The sequence below is a fragment of the Streptomyces acidiscabies genome (genome assembly GCF_020010905.1).
In the GTDB taxonomy this organism is placed as follows: domain Bacteria; phylum Actinomycetota; class Actinomycetes; order Streptomycetales; family Streptomycetaceae; genus Streptomyces; species Streptomyces acidiscabies.
This window is the reverse complement of record NZ_JAGJBY010000002.1, coordinates 2,265,098-2,284,651: the sequence shown is the minus strand read 5'-3', so window position 1 is coordinate 2,284,651 and position 19,554 is coordinate 2,265,098. Positions and strand designations below refer to the sequence as shown.

Below are 19,554 nucleotides of genomic sequence, written 5' to 3'. Positions count from 1 at the left end.
GCTGAAAAACTCGGATGCCGCTCACCTGGTGGCCGGGCTAGGGTTCCGCGCTGATGATGCACGAGAACCAGATCAGGACCGACACCGCGCTGGTACGGCGGCTGCTGGCCGGGCAGTTCCCCGAGTGGGCGGGGCTGCCGCTGGCCGAGGTGGTGCCGGGCGGTACCACCAACGCGATCTATCGGCTCGGCGACGAGCTGCTCGTACGGCTGCCGATCGTCGAAGGCGTCGTGGAGCAGGCCGAGTTCGAGGCGTTGTGGCTGCCGAGACTGGCGCCTTCGCTGCCCGTCGCCGTGCCCGAGCCGGTCGCGGTCGGGCGGCCCGATGAGGGGTTTCCGTTTCCGTGGGCGGTGTGCCGGTGGATCGAGGGGACGCATCCCACCGGGGGTGAAGGGGCGGGGTTCGCGCGGGAGTTGGGGGAGTTCGTCGCCGGGCTGCGGACTGCGGACGTCGCCGGGGCGCCGGTCGGGTACCGGGGTGGGGAGCTGCGGGCTCGGGATGCGTTCATGCGGACCTGGATCGCGAAGGCCGCCGACGACATCGACGTGGCCGCCACCCTCTCCGCCTGGGAGCACGCGCTCGCGCAGCCCGCGTGGGACGGGCCTCCCGTGTGGGCACACGGCGACCTCATCCCCGGCAACATCCTTGTCTCCGGGGGCCGGTTGAGCGCGGTCATCGACTTCGGGACGGCCGGGGTCGGGGACCCCGCCTGCGACGCGATCCCGGCATGGGCGGTGCTGGACGCCGGGCAGCGGGAGGTGTTCCGGGAGGCCGCGAGGTTCGACGATGCGACGTGGGCGCGGGGGCGGGGGTGGGCGCTGACGTTCGTGAGCGGGATCGACTATTACCGGACGACGAATCCGGCGATGTTCCGGCTGGGGTTGCGGGCTGTGGAGGCGGTGTTGGGGGACTTTCGGTAGGGCTTGTCGTCGTGTTCCCGACGTCCGCCGGCTGTCCGGACGACGGGGCTGGCGGGGCTGGCGGGGCTGGCGGGGCTGGCGGGGCTGGCGGGGCTGGCGGGGCTGGCGGGGCTGGCGGGGCTGGCGGGGCTGGCGGGGCTGGCGGGGCCACCCTGCCTAGCCAGGCCAGGCGGGTGGACGCGCCAGGCAGGGTGGACGCGCAGAGCGGACCGGGCAGGCGCGCCGGGCAGGTAGGCAGGCGGATCGACTCTGCGGCCGACCTCGTGCGGGCGGTGGGGAGGGCGGAGCCGGGGAAGGAGGTCAGGCTGACGGTGCTGTATCGGCAGGCCAAGCCGGGCCGGGCGGGTGGGTCGGGCGGCGACAAGGGCGGCCCCCTGTGCGGGCGGAGTCGCGGGCTCGGGTCCAAGTCCGTTCTGTCCCGCGGGTCCTGTTGTGAAGGCCTTGCGCGTAGTCTCGTGCGGGATGAACACGATTCCCGCACGGCTCGACCATCTCGTGCTCGCGACGCCCGAACTGGCCGCTACCGTCGACGACTTCGCCCGGCGGACGGGGGTCGTGCCGGCGCCGGGTGGGGTGCATGTCGGGCTCGGTACCCGTAATCACCTGGTCGGGCTGGGGGGTGGTGCTTATCTGGAGATCGTCGGGCCCGATCCGGAGCAGTCCGCGCATCGTGGGGCACGGCCGTTCGAGGTGGACCGGCTGCCCCGGTCGACCACGCTGACCTGGGCGATCGCCCCGCCGGACATCGACCTCGCGGTGACGGCCGCGCGGGCGCGCGGGTACGACCCCGGCGACGTACAGCCGATGAGCCGGCGCCGGCCCGACGGGGCGCTTCTCGAATGGCGGCTGACGGACCGGTCCTCCGGGCTCGTGCCGTTCCTCATCGACTGGGGGTCTTCCCCGCATCCGACCGCGTCGGGGCTGCCGGTCACTCCGCTGGTGTCGCTGTCGGCCACGGCTCCCGACCCTTCGGCGGTCCGGTCCGCCCTCGCCGCGCTCGACGTCGAACTCCCCGTCTCCGAGGGGCCGTTGGGCATGTCGTTCACGCTGGACACGCCCAACGGGACCGTCACGTTCGGCTGACCGTGCGGATCATGCGGAGTTGGCCGATCTCCGCGACGTTCTTCATCAACTCGGCGTTCACCCAGGCGAGTTGGTGGGCGAGTGTGAGGCCCGCACTCTCCGGCCAGGGGTAGGCGGAGGGGCGGTCCAGGTCGGCGTCCGTGAGGGTCGCCACGGCCGTCGTCCACTCCTCGTACAGCCCGCGCAGCCAGGTGATCGCCGGTTCACCCGGGCCCGGCCATGCAACATCCTCCCGTTTACGGGGAGTTCGGCCCAGCACGTGGTCCGTCGTCGTGCCCAGCCACCAGCCCAGATGCCAGCTGACCCACGCGACCGTCGGCACCGGCACCGGGTCCGGTTCGGTCTCCGCCCAGTCCGGCGTCCAGCCGCCCACCCCGTCCGGGTGGAGGGTCCAGCACGTGTCCGCCGGTTCCCAGAGGTGGTCGTCCGGTTGCAGGAGGTCCAGGTGGTACGTGAAGAGGGACCAGGTCAGGTCGGTCTGCCAGCGGAGGAGGTCGAGGCGCGGGGTGGTCATCGGGACACCCTCGTGGCGGGGGCGGATGTTGTGCAAACGGTTTCCGGAAGACGTCCGTTTTCTTCAAGACCGGCGTCTCTCCGCCTGCCTACGGTGTCCCCATGACTCCACGCTTCGACGCCATCGGCCTCCTCGTCCACGACATGTCCGCGTCCGTCGCCTTCTACCGCCGCCTCGGGTTCGCCTTCCCCGAGGGAGCCGAACGGGAGGGCCACACCGAGGCCGCGCTTCCCGGCGGGCTGCGACTCATGCTGGACACGGAGGAGATGGTGCGGTCCTTCTCCCCCGCCTTCGAGACGCCGGGTCCGGGTGGGCGGGCGTCCCTTGCGCTGCTGTGCGACGGGCCTGGTGAAGTCGACGCCGTGTACGAGGAGTTGATCGCCGCAGGGCATCACGGGGAGATGAAACCGTGGGACGCCGTATGGGGGCAGCGGTACGCGGTGGTGCACGACCCGGACGGCAACGGGGTGGATCTGTTCGCGCCGTTGAGCTAAAGAGCCAGCCGCCCCGGCGTCTCCCCCGTCAACTCCCTCACCTCACGCGTGAGATGTGCCTGATCCGCGTACCCCGTCCTCGCCGCCGTCTCCGCCGGGGGCACCCCGCCTCGCAGCAGCCCCAACGCCCTTTGCAGCCGCAGGATTCGGGCCAGCGTCTTGGGGCCGTAGCCGAAGGCCCACAGCGAGCGCCGGTGCAACTGGCGTGCGCCCAGACCCAGTTCGTCGGCTGTCGCCGAGACCGAGCGGCCCGCGTCGAGGGCCGTGACCAATTCCGACAGCAACTGGTCGGGAGGTGCGGCCCGTTCGAGGGCCAGTTCCTCCAACCCCCTCGCCGGGTCCGGCGCCGCCGCGATCCGTGCGGTCAGTCTTCGTACCTCCGATGCCGGCCACAGGTCCGCCAACTCGACCCGGCGGTCGCGGAGTTCGTGTGCGGGGACCCCCAGCAGGGCGGGAGCTGTGCCGGGGTAGAAGCGGAGGCCCGCCCATGCGGCGCTCGGCCCTTCAGGGACGTACGCCTGAGTGTCCGGACCGGCGACGAGGAGACGGCCCTCCGTCCACAGCAGGTCCATGCAGCCGTCGGGCAGCACCGCGCCCGGCGCCCCCGATGGCGTGTTCGTCCACACCACCGCGCCGGTCAGGCGGGACGGGCGTTCCTGGTACACGCCTCCAACGCTACGCCCTCCCCCGGTGCTCCTGCGGACTCACCCCGTACACCCGCTTGAAGGCGCTGGACAGCGTGAACGCGCTCCCGTACCCGACCTTGCGGGCGATCGCGGCGATGGTGTCGTCGGTGTCGCGCAACAGGTCGGCCGCCGAGGCGAGGCGCCAGTGCGTGAGGTAGGTCATCGGCGGCTCCCCCACGAGTTCCGTGAACCGGCGTGCCAGCCCCGCGCGGGACACGCCCGCCTTGGTCGCGAGGGCCGTGATGGTCCAGGGGTGGGCCGGGTCGTCCTGGAGAAGGCGCAGGGCGTGGCCGACGACGGGGTCCGCGAGGGCCTTGTACCAGGTGGGCGCCTCGGCCTCGGGGCGGGAGAACCAGGTGCGCAGGGCGGTGATGACGATCAGGTCGAGGAGCCGGTCGAGGACGACTTCCTGGCCGGGTTCGTCGCGGACGATCTCCTCCGTGAGCACCGGCGTTAGGGGGTTCGGCCACTCCTGTGCAGTGAGGGAGAGCAACGGCGGTAACGCGTCCAGTAAACGGTTGCTGATCTCTCCCTGCATGAGATACGTGCCGATCAGGACGGCCGTGGCCCCGTCGAGCCGGGTCCCCCAGCTGCGGACCCCGAGGTCCATGGACCCGTTGAGGGGCTGCCCGTCGGGGCGGGCGCACACGCCGCGCGGCAGGATGAGGGCCTGCGGGGGCGTGCCGGGATCGTCGGCACAGGTGTACGGCTCGGGCCCCCGCACGATCGCGAGATCCCCGGCGCGCAGCCGCAACCGCTCCCCGTGATCCGGCACGACCCACGCGTCCCCCCGCACCATGAGCATCACGGTCAACGGCGCCCGGTCCTCGACCCGCACACTCCACGGCGGATCGAAACAGGCACGGGTGAGAAAGGCCCCCCGCGCACGCGGGCCCTCCAGCAGTCCTGCGAGTGGGTCCATACGGCCAGCGTAGAGCGCACCCCGTGAACGTTCCCATGAACGCGCTCACACCCCCCACCTCGCCCCCGCCGTAGACGCACACACATGCCCCTGAGCCCCTCACCGATGTACCCCACCCCCACCCCCCACTTGACTGACCCCATGACAAACACAGCCACGACCCTCATAGTCACCGGCGCAACCGGCCGCACCGGCAGCCGCGTCGCACAAGCCGCCCAGGCCGCCGGCCTGAAGATCCGCCCCGCCTCCCGAGCCCAGGGCTTCTCCTGGTCCGACCCCGCGACCTGGGCGGACACCCTGCGCGGCGCCGACGCGGCGTACCTGGTGTACCCGCCGGACATCGGCGCCCCCGGCGCGGGCGAGGCGATCGGCGGGCTGGCCGAGCAGGCGGTCGCCCTCGGTGTACGGCGCCTCGTCCTGCTCTCCGGCCGCGGCGAGCACTCCGCGCGAGCCGCGGAGGACGCGCTGACCTCCTCCGGCGCGGACTGGACGATCGTCCGCGCCTCGTGGTTCAACCAGAACTTCAGCGAGGGCCCGATGGCGGACGGCCTGCGGATCACCGGCGACCTGGTGTTCCCGGCGGACGAGGTGACCGAGCCGTTCCTGGACCTGGCGGACCTCGCGGAGGTCGTCACTCGCACTCTCACCGAGGGCGAGAAGTACGTGGGCCGCGCGCTGGACCTGTCGGGCCCGCGCCTGATGACGTTCCGGGACGCGGTCGCCGAGATCGCGCGGGCGTCGGGCCGGGAGCTGACGTACACGGCGGTCACCTCGGAGCAGTACGCCCAGGTCCTGGCGTCGTTCGGCCTGCCGCCCGAGGAGGTCGCCTTCCTCACCGCGACGTTCGCCTCGCTGCTGGACGGCCACAACGAGTTCCTGTCGACGGACGACGTCCACGAGGTCCTGGGCCGCGCCCCGCGCGACTTCGCAAAGTACGCCCGGGAGGCGGCGACGGAGGGCGCCTGGAAGGCGTAGCAACGCGGAGCAACCGTTTGCACAACGCCCGCGCGGGCACCGTACGGCAACCGCTACCGCGAACGCCCGCGCCGGCAACGTACAGCAACCGTTTCCACAACCAGCCCCGCCAGGCAACGTACAGAAACCGCTGCCACAACCTCACTTCTCCCGCCGCTGCTCCTCCTGCGCCTTCGCCACCGTCTTCGCGTGGGTCCGCAGGCGGGCCGTGACGTTCTCGTGGGGGAGGAAGCGGGACCAGCGTTCGGGGAACTCGGAGGGCATGTCGGGGTCGTCGGGGTCCTCTCGGCCCTGCACGGCGGACATCCGGGCGACGTACTCGACGACCTCCTCCTTGCGCAGGCGCTCGTTGGCGGCGCGGGCGGCGGCGGTCGCGGCGGCGGGCCAGACGCGGTCGATCGCGGCGTTGACGGCGGCCCCGACGAGCACGGCGAACGCGGCGACGCCGATCCACAGCATGACGGCGACGGCGGCGGCGAGCGAGCCGTAGATGGTGGCGCCCTCGATGGTGCTCTGGAGGTAGATCCGCAGCAGGAAGCTGCCGAACACCCACATCGCGAGGGCGACCAGCGCCCCCGGCACGTCCTCGATCCAGGGCGAGCGCACCGGCACGGACACGTGGTACAGCGTGGTCAGGAAGGCGATCGACAGCAGGATCACGACCGGCCAGTACAGCAGCTGCACGAGCGTCGCCGACCAGGGCACGATCCGTACGACGGCGTCGGGCCCGGCGACCATCAGCGGCAGCGCGACCGCCCCGATGACCAGGGCGACGATGAACAGGGCGAAGGCGACGAGCCGCGTCTTGACGATGCCGCGCACCCCGTCGAGGCCGTACATGACGGTGATCGTGTCGATGAAGACGTTCACCGCGCGCGAGCCGGACCACAGGGCGAACAGGAACCCTATCGAGATGATGTCGGGCCGGCCGCCCTTCAGCACGTCGTCGAGGATCGGCTGGGCGAGCTGTTTGACGCCCTTGTCGGACAGGACCGTCCGGGAGGCGTCCAGGATGTTGGCCTCCAGGCTGGTGATCGTGTCGGTGCCGGTCCAGTCGTCGACGTACCCGAGCAGGCCGATGAGGCTGAGCAGCAGCGGCGGCACGGACAGCAACGTGAAGAAAGCGGCTTCTGCCGCCAGTCCCAGGATCCGGTACTCCACGCAGGAGTTGACCGTGTCCTTGAGCAGCAGCCAGGTGGTCCTGCGCATGGACACGTCGCGGTAGAGGGCGCGCGCCCGGTGGAAACGGCTCGGTGCCGCGTGGTGCGGGGGTGACTGACTTGCTGGCTGCACGCCCTAAAGGTATCCGCCACTGGCGGCCGTACTCATCCCCGGTGCCACGGCGTCGGCGCACGTGACGCCCGGGGAGCGGATAGGTTGCGGGCTATGGCAGGCACCACCCACACCGTGACCAATCAGCCTCCTCCCCTTGCCCCGTACGACGTGTACGGCACCGACCGGGTCCTGGTGGACGCGGTGGAGCGGCATCTGGCGCCCGAGCTGCGTGACGAGGCCCACGCCTCGCTGGCCGAACTGGGGCGGTCGGCCGGTTCCGCACAGGTGCGCGAGTGGGCCGTACAGGCGGACGAGAATCCGCCCCGGCTGCGTACGCACGACCGGTACGGGCACCGGGTCGACGAGGTCGATTTCCATCCGGCGTGGCACCGGCTGCTGGGCAAGGGGGTCGGGGCGGGGCTGACGGGGGCGGCCTGGTCGCGGCCCGGCGGGCAGGTGCGGCGGGCCGCCGGGTTCCTGGTGTGGTCGCAGGTCGACGCGGGGACGTGCGGTCCGCTGTCGATGACGCACGCGGCGGTGCCGGTGCTGCGGACGGAGCCCGGACTCGCCGCCGTGTGGGAGCCGTTGCTGGCCTCCACGCTGTACGAGCGGGAGTTGCGGCCGGCAGGCGAGAAGGGGGGTGCACTGCTGGGGATGGGGATGACGGAGAAGCAGGGCGGGAGCGACGTCCGGGCGATCACGTCTGTTGCACAACCGCTTGCTGAAACGGGCGCGTACGAGCTGACCGGGCACAAGTGGTTCTGTTCGGCGCCGATGTCGGACGGGTTCCTGGTGCTGGCGCAGGCGCCGGGCGGGCTGACGTGTTTTCTGGTCCCCCGGGTGCTGGCGGACGGTTCTCGCAACCGGTTTCTGCTGCAACGTCTCAAGGACAAGCTGGGCAACCGGTCCAACGCGTCGGCGGAGGTCGAGTTCGACGGGACGTGGGCGCGGCGGGTCGGCGAGGAGGGGCGCGGGGTGCGCACGATCGCCGGCATGGTCGCGGCGATCCGGCTCGACTGCGTGCTGGGCTCCGCGGGGCTGATGCGGCAGGCCGTCGCGCAGGCCGTCCACCACTGCGCGCACCGCGAGGCGTTCGGCTCGAAGCTGGCCGACAAGCCGCTGATGCGTAACGTCCTCGCCGATCTCGCGCTGGAGTCGGAGGCAGCGACCGTCCTCGGGATGCGGCTCGCCGCCGCGTACGACGACGGGGGCGAGCGGGAGTCGGCGCTGCTGCGGATCGCCGTGCCGGCCGCCAAGTACTGGGTGACGAAGCGGTGTTCGCCGGTCGTCGTCGAGGCCGCGGAGTGCCTGGGCGGCAACGGGTACGTCGAGGAGTCGGGGATGCCCCGGCTGGTACGGGAGTCGCCGCTGGGCTCGGTCCGGGAGGGGGCCGGGAACATCCAGGCGCTGGACGTGCTGCGGGCGCTCCAGCAGGAACCGGCGGCGCTGGACGCGTACCTCCGGGAGGTGGGTCTGGCGCGGGGCGCCGATCACCGCCTCGACGCGGCGATCAAGGACCTGCTCACCGAACTCGCGGACCTGGCGGGGGTGGAGGCGCGGGCCCGGCGCCTCGCCGAACGGTTCGCGCTGGTCCTGCAAGGTTCACTGCTGGTCCGGTTCGCCCCGCCGGAGGTGGCGGACGCGTTCTGCGCGTCGCGGCTGGGCGGGGAGGCTGGGGCGACGTTCGGGGGGTTGCCGCACACGCTGGATCTGGGGGCGGTGGTGGAGCGGGCGCGGGTGGGGTGAGGGGGCGGGGGGTGTTGTGGAAGCGGTTGCACAACTCCCCGCGCGGCAACAAGGCGTAAGCGGTTACACAACCCCGGCCCGCACCAGACTTCCGCCCCCACGGGGTGGTGCCGCGCCGACACGGCACCACCCGCGCGTCCCCGGTCCTGCGAGGCCGGGGCCGCCGCTCTCGTCGGCGTGGCTCAAGTTTCAAGCACCACAGGTACGTTCACCAGGGTTGCAAGGGGTTGCAACAGGCCTGTAGAGGGACGTGAACGCATCCACTTGTCAGGTGGGGGCGGCAGGATGGGAGACCGGTCGCCGCACACCTGGGCAGCCGGCGCCCGGCCCTGTCCACCTTCTTCACCTCACGTCGTCTCCGGAGGCACCCGTGGCGAATCCGCCGATGAAAGCGGCGCGGAACGCGACCGCCGTCCGTGTCCCCGGCGAGCGGAGGTCCCGTCCGCGCCAGGTGATCGAGCAGTCCTGGACGAGGGTCCTGGGACGCGGCGTGAACCCCGAACACGACCTGGCGTCCGGCCTGTTGACTCCGGACGAGGTCCGCAGACGCCGGGCGGAGTCACCGCTCAGAGCGGTCGTCCCGGTGCTGCGCGCGGGCCTGCTCCCGGCGGCGGACGACGCCCGGCACATCATGATCGTGGCCGACGGCGAGGGCCGGGTGCTGTGGCGGGAGGGCTGCTCGCCGGTGCTGCGCAAGGCGGACGAGGTGGGGATCGGCCTCGGCGCGGACCTCAGCGAGGAGGTCGCCGGCACGAACGGCGTGGGCACCCCGGCGGTCGAGCGCCGCCCGGTGCAGGTGTTCGCCGGGGAGCACTTCGTCCGCTCGCTGACCCACCTGACCTGCGCGGGCGCCCCCATCACGGACCCGAGGGACGGCCGGCTGCTCGGTGTGGTCGACGTGAGCGGCCCGCAGGAGTCCGTGCACCCGGCGACGCTCGCGTGGGTGGAGTCGGTGGCGAAGCTCGCCGAGGCGCGGCTGCGGGAGACGCACCTCGGTTCCCTGCAACGCCTGCGCGCGGTGGCCGCCCCGGTGCTGGCGCGGCTCGGCGGCCGGGCGGCGGTCGTGGACCGGGACGGCTGGACGGCGGCGGTGACGGGGATGCCGTACGCGCAGCGGATCACGCTCCCCAAGTCGGCCTCGGAGGGCACCGGTTGGGTCCCGGCGCTGGGGCTGTGCGCCCTGGAGCCGCTGGACGGGGGCTGGTTGGTGCGCGCGGTGGAGCCGGGCGGCGGCCGGGGCCATGGTGCGCGGATCGCGCTCGACCTGTCCCGGCGGCGGCGCTGGTCGGTGACCGTGTCGGGCGGCGCGGGCTCCTGGTCGCAGGAACTCAGCCCGCGTCACGCGGAGTTGCTGTACCTCCTCGCGGTGCACCCGACGGGGCGCAGCGCGGCGGAGCTGGCCCAGGAGGTGTTCGGGGACCCGGCACGGACGGTGACGGTGCGTGCGGAGATGTCGCGGATACGGCGCTATCTCGGGGAGTTCCTGGAGCACCGGCCGTACCGGTACCGGGAGGACGCGGAGGTCGACGTCCTGTTGCCGGACCAGCCGGGGGACCTGCTCCCGCACTCGGCGGCGTCGGCGGTGGGACGGGCGCGGACGGCGTCGTCGTGAGCCGGCGTCACAAAGTCACCGGAAGTCACCGGAAGTGAAACGTCGTAGAAAACCCTTGCACAGCAAGGGAGTCGGCATAGGGATATCCCTCGGAATCCCCTTCGCACACGCTTTCCGCCCATCCTTTGCCGGGTCTTCCTCCCGGGTACGGCCCGTCTGCCGTAGAGTCCCTTACGGGTCACCCCACCTGCTCCTCGGTCAACGCACGGATCAACAGGCGCAGTTGGCCCGCCCTGGGAGGACGTAATGACGCAACGTGGTCGCCACCGTCGGCGCCGTAGGGGAAAAGCGCTGCGCGGGTTCCTCGCCGGGACCGCCCTCGCCCTGACCGCCGCCGCGACGATCGTCAGCGCTTCACAAGCGACGGTCTCGGACGTGCCGGGCGCGCTGAAGCAGGCGGAGGTCACCACGGCCCTGCGGATGACGGAGGATCTGGTCCCGACCCGGTCCCTGGACCGTCTCGCGGCGGGCATGGGCCGTCCGGTCGGGGTGAGTTCGGTGCTGGAGTCCGGTGACCGGCTGCTGCGCGACTCGACGGACTGCACGGCGGCCGAGCGCGGCCAACTCCCCGTCGCCCCCGAGCCGGTGACCTCGTACTGCTGGGACGCCTCGGACACCCGCGGCTGGCGGGCGGGCGCGGTGACGACGTCCGGTGACGCGGACGACGACGGGGTGTGGGGCACGAACCGGGTGATCCTCTCCGGCTGGTCGCACACGAGCGGCCGGGCCGGGGACGGCGGGTTCGCGCGGGTCGCGTTCGTCGACGCCAACGACCCCGGCCGGCTGACGTACTCGTGGGTCCTGCTCGCCGTACCGGTGGACGACGGAAACGATTTCCGTCCTGTTTCTTCCCGGCTGTCCGGGATGGTCTGGTACCAGGACAAGCTGCTGGTGACCGCCGACGACGGGGACGGCGCAGCGCTGTACGTCTTCGACATGAACCGCATCCAGCGCGCCACGGTCGACGGCGACGCGGTCGGCCGGGTGGCCGGCGGCTGGTCGGCGCACCGCGCGCGCTTCGTGCTCCCGGCGGTCGGCACGTACCGGCTGGGCGCGGGCGCCCCGCGTCCCGCGACGATCTCGCTGGACCGCAGCACGGTCCCCGACAGCCTGGTCGCCGGCGAGTGGACGACGCGCGGCGGCGCGACCCGTCTGTGGCGCTACGCCCTCAGCTCCCTGCCCGACCGTACGGGCCTGCTGGCCGCCGACTCGTACGGCCGTGTCGCGGCGACCGAGGCGTACCGCACCGAGGTCGAGGGGATGCGCGGCGTGCTGGCCCGCGACGACGCCTGGTACGTCAGCCAGGCGCCCGGAAAGGGCCACGAGCGCGGCACGCTGTGGCGCCAGGACACGAAGGGCACGTCGGCCGCGGAGTGCGACGGCGCGGACGGCCACGCCTGCTGGAGCGGCGCCCCGCAGTCCCTGTCGTACTGGGCGGCGACCGGCGAGGTCTGGTCCCAGTCGGACCGCACGCTGTTCGCGATGCCGCTGGCGTCGGTGGACCGGGCGGCGAAGAAGCAGTGGAGCGACGACGCGTCGTAACCGTTTGCCGCGCCGTTTCTGTCCGTACCGGCAGGTGATCGTCCGTACCGGCAGGTGATCGACAGACCTCGGGTCCGGATGATTGCCTGACCTCATGAGCAGCATCCCTGTCACCACCTGGTCCCTGGCACTGTCCGCGCCCACCGACCTCCTTCCGGCCGCCGCCCCGGAGGGGGACGTGCGGGTGGCGCGCGCCGCCGTCCCCTCGCCCGAGTTCAGCCGGTTCCTGTACACGGCCGTGGGCGGTGACTTCTGCTGGACGGACCGGCTCGGCTGGTCGTTCGAGCAGTGGCGGGAGTACCTGGAGCGGCCCGGCACGGAGACGTGGGTGGCGTACGAGCGGGACACTCCGGCCGGGTACGTGGAGCTGACCCCGCAGGACGACGGTGTCGTCGAGATCGTCCAGTTCGGCCTGCTCCCGCCGTTCCGGGGCCGCCGGATCGGCGGTCACCTCCTGTCGTACGGCGCCGCGCGGGCCTGGGACCTCGCGGAGCGCTGGCCGCAGCGGACGCCGACGAAGCGGGTGTGGCTGCACACCTGCTCGCTGGACGGCGAGCACGCGATGGACAACTATCTGCGCCGGGGCTTCCACCTGTTCGACACGCAGGTCGAGGAGCAGGCCCAGGTCGCCGCGCCGGGCCCCTGGCCGGGTGCTTACCCGGCCTGACCTGCGCCGACAAGCCCTCGTACGCCACATGTGACCGATTCCACCCGCGTCTCGCCTGACGAGACACGAGTGTCCGCATGCCGGATGAAGCTGGACTGCGTCCAGAACGCCGTGCCACGCTTTCCACCATGTCCGGAACTGGAATCGCCTTGGTGAGTCGGCGGCACGTCGATCTCTGCCGCATGTCCAGCGCCATCTGTCCGGCGAGCTGACGAGCCGCGTCGCAGCCGTTCCCGCCCTTTTGCCCGTCCTGCGCCCACCCTCCTGACGTGCTGGAATCACCCATGTCAGAGCCGCATTCGCCTGTCTTGAAGGACGTACACAACCATGGCCGCCACCCCGCAGAACCCTGCCGCCGCAGCGTCCCGTCGCAAGGTGAGCCGTCACCGCGGCGAGGGTCAGTGGGCCGCGGGGCACTTCACCCCGCTCAACGGCAACGAGCAGTTCAAGAAGGACGACGACGGTCTCAATGTGCGGACACGCATTGAGACGATCTACTCGAAGCGCGGCTTCGACTCGATCGACCCGAACGACCTGCGCGGCCGGATGCGCTGGTGGGGGCTGTACACCCAGCGCAAGCCCGGGATCGACGGCGGCAAGACCGCGATCCTGGAGCCGGAGGAGCTGGACGACAAGTACTTCATGATGCGCGTCCGCATCGACGGCGGCCGTCTGACCACCCAGCAACTGCGGGTGATCGGCGAGATCTCGCAGGAATTCGCGCGCGGTACGGCCGACCTGACGGACCGTCAGAACGTGCAGTACCACTGGATCCGCATCGAGGACGTGCCGGAGATCTGGAACCGCCTTGAGGCGGTGGGTCTTTCGACGACCGAGGCGTGCGGCGACTGCCCGCGTGTCGTGATCGGCTCGCCGGTCGCCGGGATCGCCGAGGACGAGATCATCGACGGCTCCTGGGCGATCGACGAGATCAACAAGCGGTACATCGGCAGCAAGGAGTTCTCGAACCTGCCGAGGAAGTTCAAGTCGGCGATCTCGGGCTCGCCGCTGCTCGACGTGGTGCACGAGATCAACGACATCGCGCTCGTCGGCGTCGTCCACCCCGAGCACGGCCCCGGCTTCGACCTGTGGGTCGGCGGCGGCCTCTCCACGAACCCCAAGATCGGCGTACGGCTCGGCGCGTGGGTGCCCCTCGATGAGGTCCCGGACGTCTGGGCCGGCGTCGTCGGCATCTTCCGCGACTACGGCTACCGCCGCCTGCGCACCCGCGCCCGCCTGAAGTTCCTGGTCGCGGACTGGGGTCCGGAGAAGTTCCGCCAGGTCCTGGAGGACGAGTACCTCAAGCGCAAGCTGGTCGACGGCCCCGCGCCGAGCGAGCCGCTCCAGCGCTGGCGCGACCACGTCGGCGTGCACCGGCAGAAGGACGGTAATTTCTACGTCGGTTTCGCGCCGCGCGTCGGCCGGGTGGACGGCACGACGCTGGCGAAGATCGCGGACCTCGCGGAGGCGCACGGCTCGGGCCGGGTGCGGACCACCGTCGAGCAGAAGATGATCATCTTGGACGTCGCTCAGGAGCAGGTCGACTCGCTGGTCGAGGCCCTGGAGGCGCTCGACCTCACCGCCCGCCCCTCCACGTTCCGGCGCGGCACGATGGCGTGCACCGGCATCGAGTACTGCAAGATCGCGATCGTCGAGACGAAGGCGCGCGGCGCCGCGCTGATCGACGAACTGGAGCGCAGGCTCCCGGAGTTCGACGAGCCGCTGACCATCAACCTGAACGGCTGCCCGAACGCCTGCGCGCGTATCCAGGTCGCGGACATCGGTCTCAAGGGTCAGTTGATGACCGACGCGAACGGCGAGCAGGTCGAGGGGTACCAGGTGCACCTCGGCGGCGCGCTGGGTCTGGACGCCGGGTTCGGCCGCAAGGTCCGTGGCCTGAAGGTGACTTCGGCCGAGCTGCCGGACTACGTGGAGCGCGTCCTGACACGGTTCCAGGAGCAGCGCGAGGACGGCGAGCGGTTCGCGACGTGGGCGGCGCGGGCGTCCGAGGAGGCGCTGTCATGACCGAGCGCGCGGCACCCTTCTACTGCCCCTACTGCGGCGACGAGGACCTCCGTCCCAGCGAGGAAGGTCACGGCGCCTGGGAATGCGCGGCGTGCAGTCGCGCATTCCAGTTGAAGTTCCTCGGACTCCTGTCCCGGGGACTTCGACGGGCCGACGACGGAGGCGACCGGATATGACGACCACTCAGAAAGCGCGCACCGACGACGAGTTGAAGGAGCTGGCCGAGCAGGCGGGCCGCGACCTGGAGGACGCCTCCGCGCTGGAGATCCTCCAGTGGGCGGTGGACACCTTCGGTGACGGCTTCTGCGTGACGTCCTCGATGGAGGACGCGGTGGTCGCCCACCTCGCCTCGCGGGTCCGCAAGGGCGTGGACGTGGTCTTCCTGGACACCGGCTACCACTTCCCGGAGACGATCGGCACCCGGGACGCGGTCGAGGCCGTGATGGACGTCAACGTCATCACTCTGACGCCCCGTCAGACGGTCGCGGAGCAGGACGCCGAGTACGGTCCCCGACTCCACGACCGTGACCCCGACTTGTGCTGCAAGCTGCGTAAAGTCCAGCCGCTGGAGCAGGGGCTGACGGCGTATCAGGCGTGGGCGACGGGCCTGCGCCGCGACGAGTCGCCGACCCGGGCGAACACCCCGGTGGTCGGCTGGGACGAGAAGCGCCGCAAGGTGAAGGTCTCCCCCATCGCCCGCTGGACGCAGGACGACGTGGACGCGTACGTCCTCGAACACGGCGTGCTCACCAACCCGTTGCTGATGGACGGCTACGCGTCCGTCGGCTGCGCCCCCTGCACGCGCCGTGTCCTGGAGGGCGAGGACGCGCGTGCCGGGCGCTGGGCCGGACGCGCCAAGACCGAGTGCGGGCTGCACGGATGACGACGAATCAGGAGAGCGACGTGACGACCGGAGCCACCGTCTGGCTCACGGGTCTGCCGAGTGCCGGCAAGACCACCATCGCGTACGAGCTGGCCGGGCTGCTGCGCGCCGAGGGCCACGCCGTCGAGGTCCTCGACGGCGACGAGATCCGCGAGTTCATCTCGGCGGGCCTCGGCTTCAGCCGCGAGGACCGGCACACCAACGTGCAGCGCATCGGCTTCCTCGCCGAACTCCTCGCCCGCAACGGCGTGAAGACGCTGGTCCCGGTGATCGCGCCGTACGCGGACAGCCGCGAGGCCGTCCGCAAACGCCACCAGGAGGGCGGGACACCGTACTTGGAGGTGCACGTGGCAACTCCGGTGGAGGTGTGCTCCGTTCGGGACGTGAAGGGTCTGTACGCCAAGCAGGCGGCGGGTCAACTCACCGGTCTCACCGGCGTGGACGACCCGTACGAGGCTCCCGAGTCGCCCGACCTCAGGATCGAGTCGCAGGACCAGACCGTGCGGGAGTCCGCCGCGTCGGTGTACGCGCTGCTCAGCGAAAGGGGACTGGTGTGACCACCGTCGCGACGGTTACCGGGGGCACGTACGCGCTCTCGCATCTGGACGCCCTCGAATCGGAGGCCGTGCACATCTTCCGTGAGGTCGCGGGGGAGTTCGAGAACCCGGTGATCCTGTTCTCGGGCGGCAAGGACTCCATCGTCATGCTGCACCTGGCGCTGAAGGCGTTCCGTCCGGCGGCGGTCCCGTTCGCGCTGCTGCACGTCGACACCGGGCACAACTTCCCCGAGGTCCTGGAGTACCGCGACCGCGTCGTACAGGAGCACGGTCTGCGCCTGCATGTCGCGTCCGTGCAGGACTACATCGACCGGGGCGTTCTCAAGGAGCGGCCCGACGGGACCCGTAACCCGCTCCAGACGCTGCCGCTGACGGAGAAGATCCAGGCGGAGAAGTTCGACGCGGTGTTCGGCGGCGGGCGCCGGGACGAGGAGAAGGCGCGCGCGAAGGAGCGGGTGTTCTCGCTGCGGGACGAGTTCTCGCAGTGGGATCCGCGGCGCCAGCGACCGGAGTTGTGGAACCTTTACAACGGGCGGCACGCGCCCGGTGAACACGTACGCGTCTTCCCGCTGTCCAACTGGACCGAGCTGGACGTCTGGCAGTACATCGCCCGTGAGGGCATCGAGCTGCCGCAGATCTACTTCGCGCACGAGCGCGAGGTGTTCGCGCGGGCCGGGATGTGGCTGACGGCCGGCGAGTGGGGCGGCCCGAAGGCGTCCGAGACGGTCGAGAAGCGGCTCGTGCGCTACCGCACGGTCGGCGACATGTCCTGCACGGGCGCGGTCGACTCGGACGCGGTGACGCTGGAGCAGGTCATCACCGAGATCGCGGCGTCCAGGCTGACCGAGCGGGGTGCCACGCGCGCCGACGACAAGCTGTCGGAGGCCGCGATGGAGGACCGCAAGCGCGAGGGGTACTTCTAAAGATGAGCACGACACTCCCCGGCACGACACGCGCCGGCACGGCACTCACCGAGACGACGCTCCTGCGGTTCGCGACGGCCGGTTCGGTCGACGACGGCAAGTCCACCCTCGTGGGCCGGCTGCTGCACGACTCCAAGTCGGTCCTCGTCGACCAACTGGAGGCCGTGGAGCGGGCGTCGGCGTCGCGTGGCCAAGACACCCCGGATCTCGCCCTGTTGACGGACGGCCTGCGCGCCGAGCGCGAGCAGGGCATCACGATCGACGTGGCGTACCGCTACTTCGCCACCGCCGTACGCCGGTTCATCCTCGCCGACACCCCCGGCCACGTGCAGTACACCCGCAACATGGTGACGGGTGCCTCCACGGCCGAGCTGACGGTGGTCCTCGTCGACGCCCGCAACGGCGTCGTCGAGCAGACCCGCCGGCACGCGGCGATCGCGGCCCTGCTGCGCGTCCCGCACGTCGTCCTCGCCGTCAACAAGATGGACCTGGTCGGCTACCAGGAGGGCGTGTTCGCCGCGATAGCCGAGGAATTCACCGCGTACGCCACGGAGTTGGGCGTCCCCGAGGTCACCGCGATCCCGATCTCGGCGCTCGTCGGCGACAACGTCGTGGAGCCTTCCGCGAACATGGACTGGTACGGCGGTCCGACGGTCCTCGAACACCTCGAAACCGTCCCCGTCGCCCATGACTTGGCGCACTGCCACGCGCGTCTTCCCGTGCAGTACGTGATCCGCCCGCAGACCGCCGACCACCCCGACTACCGGGGGTACGCCGGTCAGATCGCCGCCGGTTCGTTCCGCGTCGGCGAGGCGGTCACCGTCCTGCCGTCGGGCCGCGCGACGCGAATCGCCTCGATCGACCTGCTGGGTACGGCAGTTGAGGAGGCCTGGACGACGCAGTCGGTGACGCTCCTCCTGGAGGACGACATCGACGTCTCGCGCGGCGACCTGATCGTCCCGAGCAAGGACGCCCCCGCGACCACGCAGGACGTGGAGGCGACCGTCTGCCACGTCGCCGACCAGCCGCTGACCGTCGGCCACCGCGTCCTGATCAAGCACGGCACCCGCACGGTCAAGGCGATCGTCAAGGACATCCCCTCCCGCCTCACGCTCGACGACCTGTCCCTGCACCCGCACCCGGGACAGCTCGTCGCCAACGACATCGGCCGCGTGAAGATCCGTACGGCCGAGCCGCTGCCCGTCGACTCGTACGCCGACTCACGCCGCACCGGCTCCTTCATCCTGATCGACCCGGCCGACGGCACCACGCTCACGGCCGGCATGGTCGGCGAGTCCTTCGCCGCCCCCGAACCCGTCAAGAACGCCTCGGACGACGACGGTTGGGACTTCTGACGATGACTCAGGACGACTTCTACTCGACGTTCGCGAAAGAGGGTGGCCGCGTCGGCAGCGGCGCCCTCGGCAGCGGGCAGGGCGGGGTGGCCCGATGTGCGTGATGACGTACGCGCACCGCCTGCGCGCCCTGTCCCCCCACCGGACGTCCCGACATCGACGAAAACCCTTTGCCGAACTCCCGGCCACGACCTGAGAGACCGTGAACCCGCCGGGCCAACGAGAGGAAAACCTCCCGTGCCTGCCTCCCGCTCCTCGCTCGCCCGCCGCACCCTCGTCGCGGCAACCGCCCTTCCCCTGCTGACACTTGCCGCCTGCGGCTACGGCTCCGAGTCCAAGGACACCCCCTCGGAGCAGAAGGTCGCCGCCGGGGCGGAGAAGATCGACGGCCTCGACTCCGTCAAGATCGGCTACTTCGGCAACCTGACCCACGGCACCGCGCTGGTGGGGGTGCAGAAGGGCTTCTTCCAGAAGGAGTTGGGCGCCACCAAGGCGTCGTACGCGACCTTCAACGCGGGGCCCTCGGAGATCGAGGCGCTCAACGCCGGTTCCGTGGACATCGGTTGGATCGGCCCCTCCCCCGCGATCAACGGCTACACCAAGTCGGACGGCAAGAGCCTGCGGATCATCGGCGGTTCGGCGTCCGGCGGGGTCAAGCTGGTCGTGAACCCGGCGAAGATCAAGTCGGTCGCGGACGTCAAGGGCAAGAAGATCGCGACCCCGCAGCTCGGCAACACGCAGGACGTGGCGTTCCTCAACTGGATCGCCGAGCAGGGCTGGAAGGTCGACGCGCAGAGCGGCAAGGGTGACGTCTCCGTCGTCCGCACCGACAACAAGGTGACGCCGGACGCCTACAAGTCCGGTTCCATCGACGGCGCCTGGGTGCCGGAGCCGACCGCGTCGAAGCTGGTCGCCGAGGGCGCGAAGGTGCTGCTCGACGAGGCGTCGCTGTGGCCGGACAAGAAGTTCGTGATCACGAACATCATCGTGTCGCAGAAGTTTCTGACCGAGCACCCGAAGGCCGTCGAGGCGGTTCTGAAGGCGTCGGTCGACACCAACAAGTGGATCAACGCGAACCCGGCCGAGGCGAAGGCCGCGGCCAACGCCCAGTTGAAGATCGACTCGGGCAAGGCGCTACCGGCGGCCGTCCTCGACCCGGCCTGGTCGTCGATCCAGTTCACCGACGACCCGCTGGCCGCCACCCTCAACTCGGAGGCGGAGCACGCGGTCAAGGCCGGTCTCCTCGCGAAGCCGAAGCTGGACGGCATCTACGACCTGACGCTCCTGAACAAGGTGCTGAAGGCCGAGGGCGCCGGCGCTGTCGCCGACGCCGGTCTCGGCGTCAAGTAAGCCCGGATTCCCCCGAGTTCCCAGG

General features: G+C 71.1%; 20 protein-coding genes. 16 read left to right on the top strand and 4 right to left on the bottom strand.

Going from position 1 to position 19,554, the window contains the following annotated elements; translation table 11 throughout:
- The first annotated feature begins 53 nt into the window (after positions 1–53).
- Positions 54–920, top strand: a complete 867-nt coding sequence (locus J8M50_RS37040) for an aminoglycoside phosphotransferase family protein (protein ID WP_010350997.1) — start codon at positions 54–56, stop codon at positions 918–920.
- A gap of 462 nt (positions 921–1,382) precedes the next feature.
- Positions 1,383–2,003: a VOC family protein gene (locus J8M50_RS37035; protein ID WP_010350996.1), complete on the top strand. Its 621-nt coding sequence runs from the start codon at positions 1,383–1,385 to the stop codon at positions 2,001–2,003.
- On the opposite strand, the gene J8M50_RS37030 is transcribed toward J8M50_RS37035, so the two are convergent.
- Positions 1,990–2,517: a DinB family protein gene (locus J8M50_RS37030; protein ID WP_040835463.1), complete on the bottom strand. Its 528-nt coding sequence runs from the start codon at positions 2,515–2,517 to the stop codon at positions 1,990–1,992. The genes J8M50_RS37035 and J8M50_RS37030 overlap by 14 nt on opposite strands.
- A gap of 101 nt (positions 2,518–2,618) precedes the next feature.
- Here J8M50_RS37030 and J8M50_RS37025 point away from each other — a divergent pair, with 101 nt between their 5' ends.
- Positions 2,619–3,011, top strand: a complete 393-nt coding sequence (locus tag J8M50_RS37025) for a VOC family protein (RefSeq protein WP_010350994.1) — start codon at positions 2,619–2,621, stop codon at positions 3,009–3,011.
- Here J8M50_RS37025 and J8M50_RS37020 read toward each other — a convergent pair.
- Together J8M50_RS37020 and J8M50_RS37015 are read right to left on the bottom strand one after the other, a co-directional pair.
- Positions 3,008–3,676, bottom strand: a complete 669-nt coding sequence (locus J8M50_RS37020; protein ID WP_010350992.1) for a helix-turn-helix domain-containing protein — start codon at positions 3,674–3,676, stop codon at positions 3,008–3,010. The genes J8M50_RS37025 and J8M50_RS37020 overlap by 4 nt on opposite strands.
- A gap of 10 nt (positions 3,677–3,686) precedes the next feature.
- On the bottom strand, positions 3,687–4,619 hold the full coding sequence (locus tag J8M50_RS37015) for an AraC family transcriptional regulator (protein ID WP_029183463.1): 933 nt from the start codon (positions 4,617–4,619) through the stop codon (positions 3,687–3,689).
- A gap of 141 nt (positions 4,620–4,760) precedes the next feature.
- On the opposite strand from J8M50_RS37015, the gene J8M50_RS37010 reads away from it, so the two are divergent.
- Positions 4,761–5,594 (top strand): SDR family oxidoreductase, encoded by an 834-nt coding sequence (locus J8M50_RS37010; RefSeq protein WP_010350989.1) that lies wholly within the window; start codon positions 4,761–4,763, stop codon positions 5,592–5,594.
- Between the two features lie 141 nt (positions 5,595–5,735).
- Here J8M50_RS37010 and J8M50_RS37005 read toward each other — a convergent pair whose 3' ends face one another.
- Positions 5,736–6,887, bottom strand: a complete 1,152-nt coding sequence (locus tag J8M50_RS37005; RefSeq protein ID WP_029183462.1) for a YihY/virulence factor BrkB family protein — start codon at positions 6,885–6,887, stop codon at positions 5,736–5,738.
- A 93-nt stretch (positions 6,888–6,980) separates the two neighbouring features.
- Between J8M50_RS37005 and J8M50_RS37000 the strand changes: the two genes are divergently transcribed.
- The 12 genes from J8M50_RS37000 to J8M50_RS36945 all read left to right on the top strand — a co-directional run bounded on the left by J8M50_RS37000 (position 6,981) and on the right by J8M50_RS36945 (position 19,529).
- Positions 6,981–8,615: an acyl-CoA dehydrogenase family protein gene (locus J8M50_RS37000; RefSeq protein WP_010350987.1), complete on the top strand. Its 1,635-nt coding sequence runs from the start codon at positions 6,981–6,983 to the stop codon at positions 8,613–8,615.
- A 385-nt stretch (positions 8,616–9,000) separates the two neighbouring features.
- Entirely contained in the window at positions 9,001–10,227 is a 1,227-nt protein-coding gene (locus J8M50_RS36995; RefSeq protein ID WP_010350986.1) for a GAF domain-containing protein, read from the top strand.
- Between the two features lie 246 nt (positions 10,228–10,473).
- The gene (locus tag J8M50_RS36990; RefSeq protein ID WP_010350985.1) at positions 10,474–11,769 is read left to right on the top strand and encodes a hypothetical protein; all 1,296 of its coding nucleotides are present in this window, start codon (positions 10,474–10,476) and stop codon (positions 11,767–11,769) included.
- Between the two features lie 94 nt (positions 11,770–11,863).
- Positions 11,864–12,436 (top strand): GNAT family N-acetyltransferase, encoded by a 573-nt coding sequence (locus J8M50_RS36985; protein WP_010350984.1) that lies wholly within the window; start codon positions 11,864–11,866, stop codon positions 12,434–12,436.
- A 77-nt stretch (positions 12,437–12,513) separates the two neighbouring features.
- Complete coding sequence (locus J8M50_RS50265) at positions 12,514–12,648, top strand: putative leader peptide (RefSeq protein ID WP_370516607.1); 135 nt, start codon at positions 12,514–12,516, stop codon at positions 12,646–12,648.
- Positions 12,649–12,763: 115 nt separating this feature from the next.
- Complete coding sequence (locus J8M50_RS36980; RefSeq protein ID WP_010350983.1) at positions 12,764–14,461, top strand: nitrite/sulfite reductase; 1,698 nt, start codon at positions 12,764–12,766, stop codon at positions 14,459–14,461.
- Complete coding sequence (locus tag J8M50_RS36975; protein ID WP_075661031.1) at positions 14,458–14,637, top strand: PDDEXK family nuclease; 180 nt, start codon at positions 14,458–14,460, stop codon at positions 14,635–14,637. The genes J8M50_RS36980 and J8M50_RS36975 overlap by 4 nt, the downstream gene beginning before the upstream one ends.
- Positions 14,634–15,344: a phosphoadenylyl-sulfate reductase gene (locus J8M50_RS36970; RefSeq protein ID WP_010350982.1), complete on the top strand. Its 711-nt coding sequence runs from the start codon at positions 14,634–14,636 to the stop codon at positions 15,342–15,344. The genes J8M50_RS36975 and J8M50_RS36970 overlap by 4 nt, the downstream gene beginning before the upstream one ends.
- A gap of 20 nt (positions 15,345–15,364) precedes the next feature.
- On the top strand, positions 15,365–15,901 hold the full coding sequence (gene cysC / locus J8M50_RS36965; protein ID WP_029183461.1) for an adenylyl-sulfate kinase: 537 nt from the start codon (positions 15,365–15,367) through the stop codon (positions 15,899–15,901).
- Positions 15,898–16,824: a sulfate adenylyltransferase subunit CysD gene (gene cysD / locus J8M50_RS36960; protein WP_010350980.1), complete on the top strand. Its 927-nt coding sequence runs from the start codon at positions 15,898–15,900 to the stop codon at positions 16,822–16,824. Before cysC ends, cysD begins: the two co-directional genes overlap by 4 nt.
- 2 nt (positions 16,825–16,826) lie before the next feature.
- A complete protein-coding gene (locus J8M50_RS36955) occupies positions 16,827–18,179 on the top strand; it encodes a sulfate adenylyltransferase subunit 1 (protein ID WP_010350979.1) in 1,353 nt (450 codons plus the stop codon).
- A 237-nt stretch (positions 18,180–18,416) separates the two neighbouring features.
- On the top strand, positions 18,417–19,529 hold the full coding sequence (locus J8M50_RS36945; protein ID WP_010350978.1) for an aliphatic sulfonate ABC transporter substrate-binding protein: 1,113 nt from the start codon (positions 18,417–18,419) through the stop codon (positions 19,527–19,529).
- Positions 19,530–19,554 lie beyond the last annotated feature (25 nt).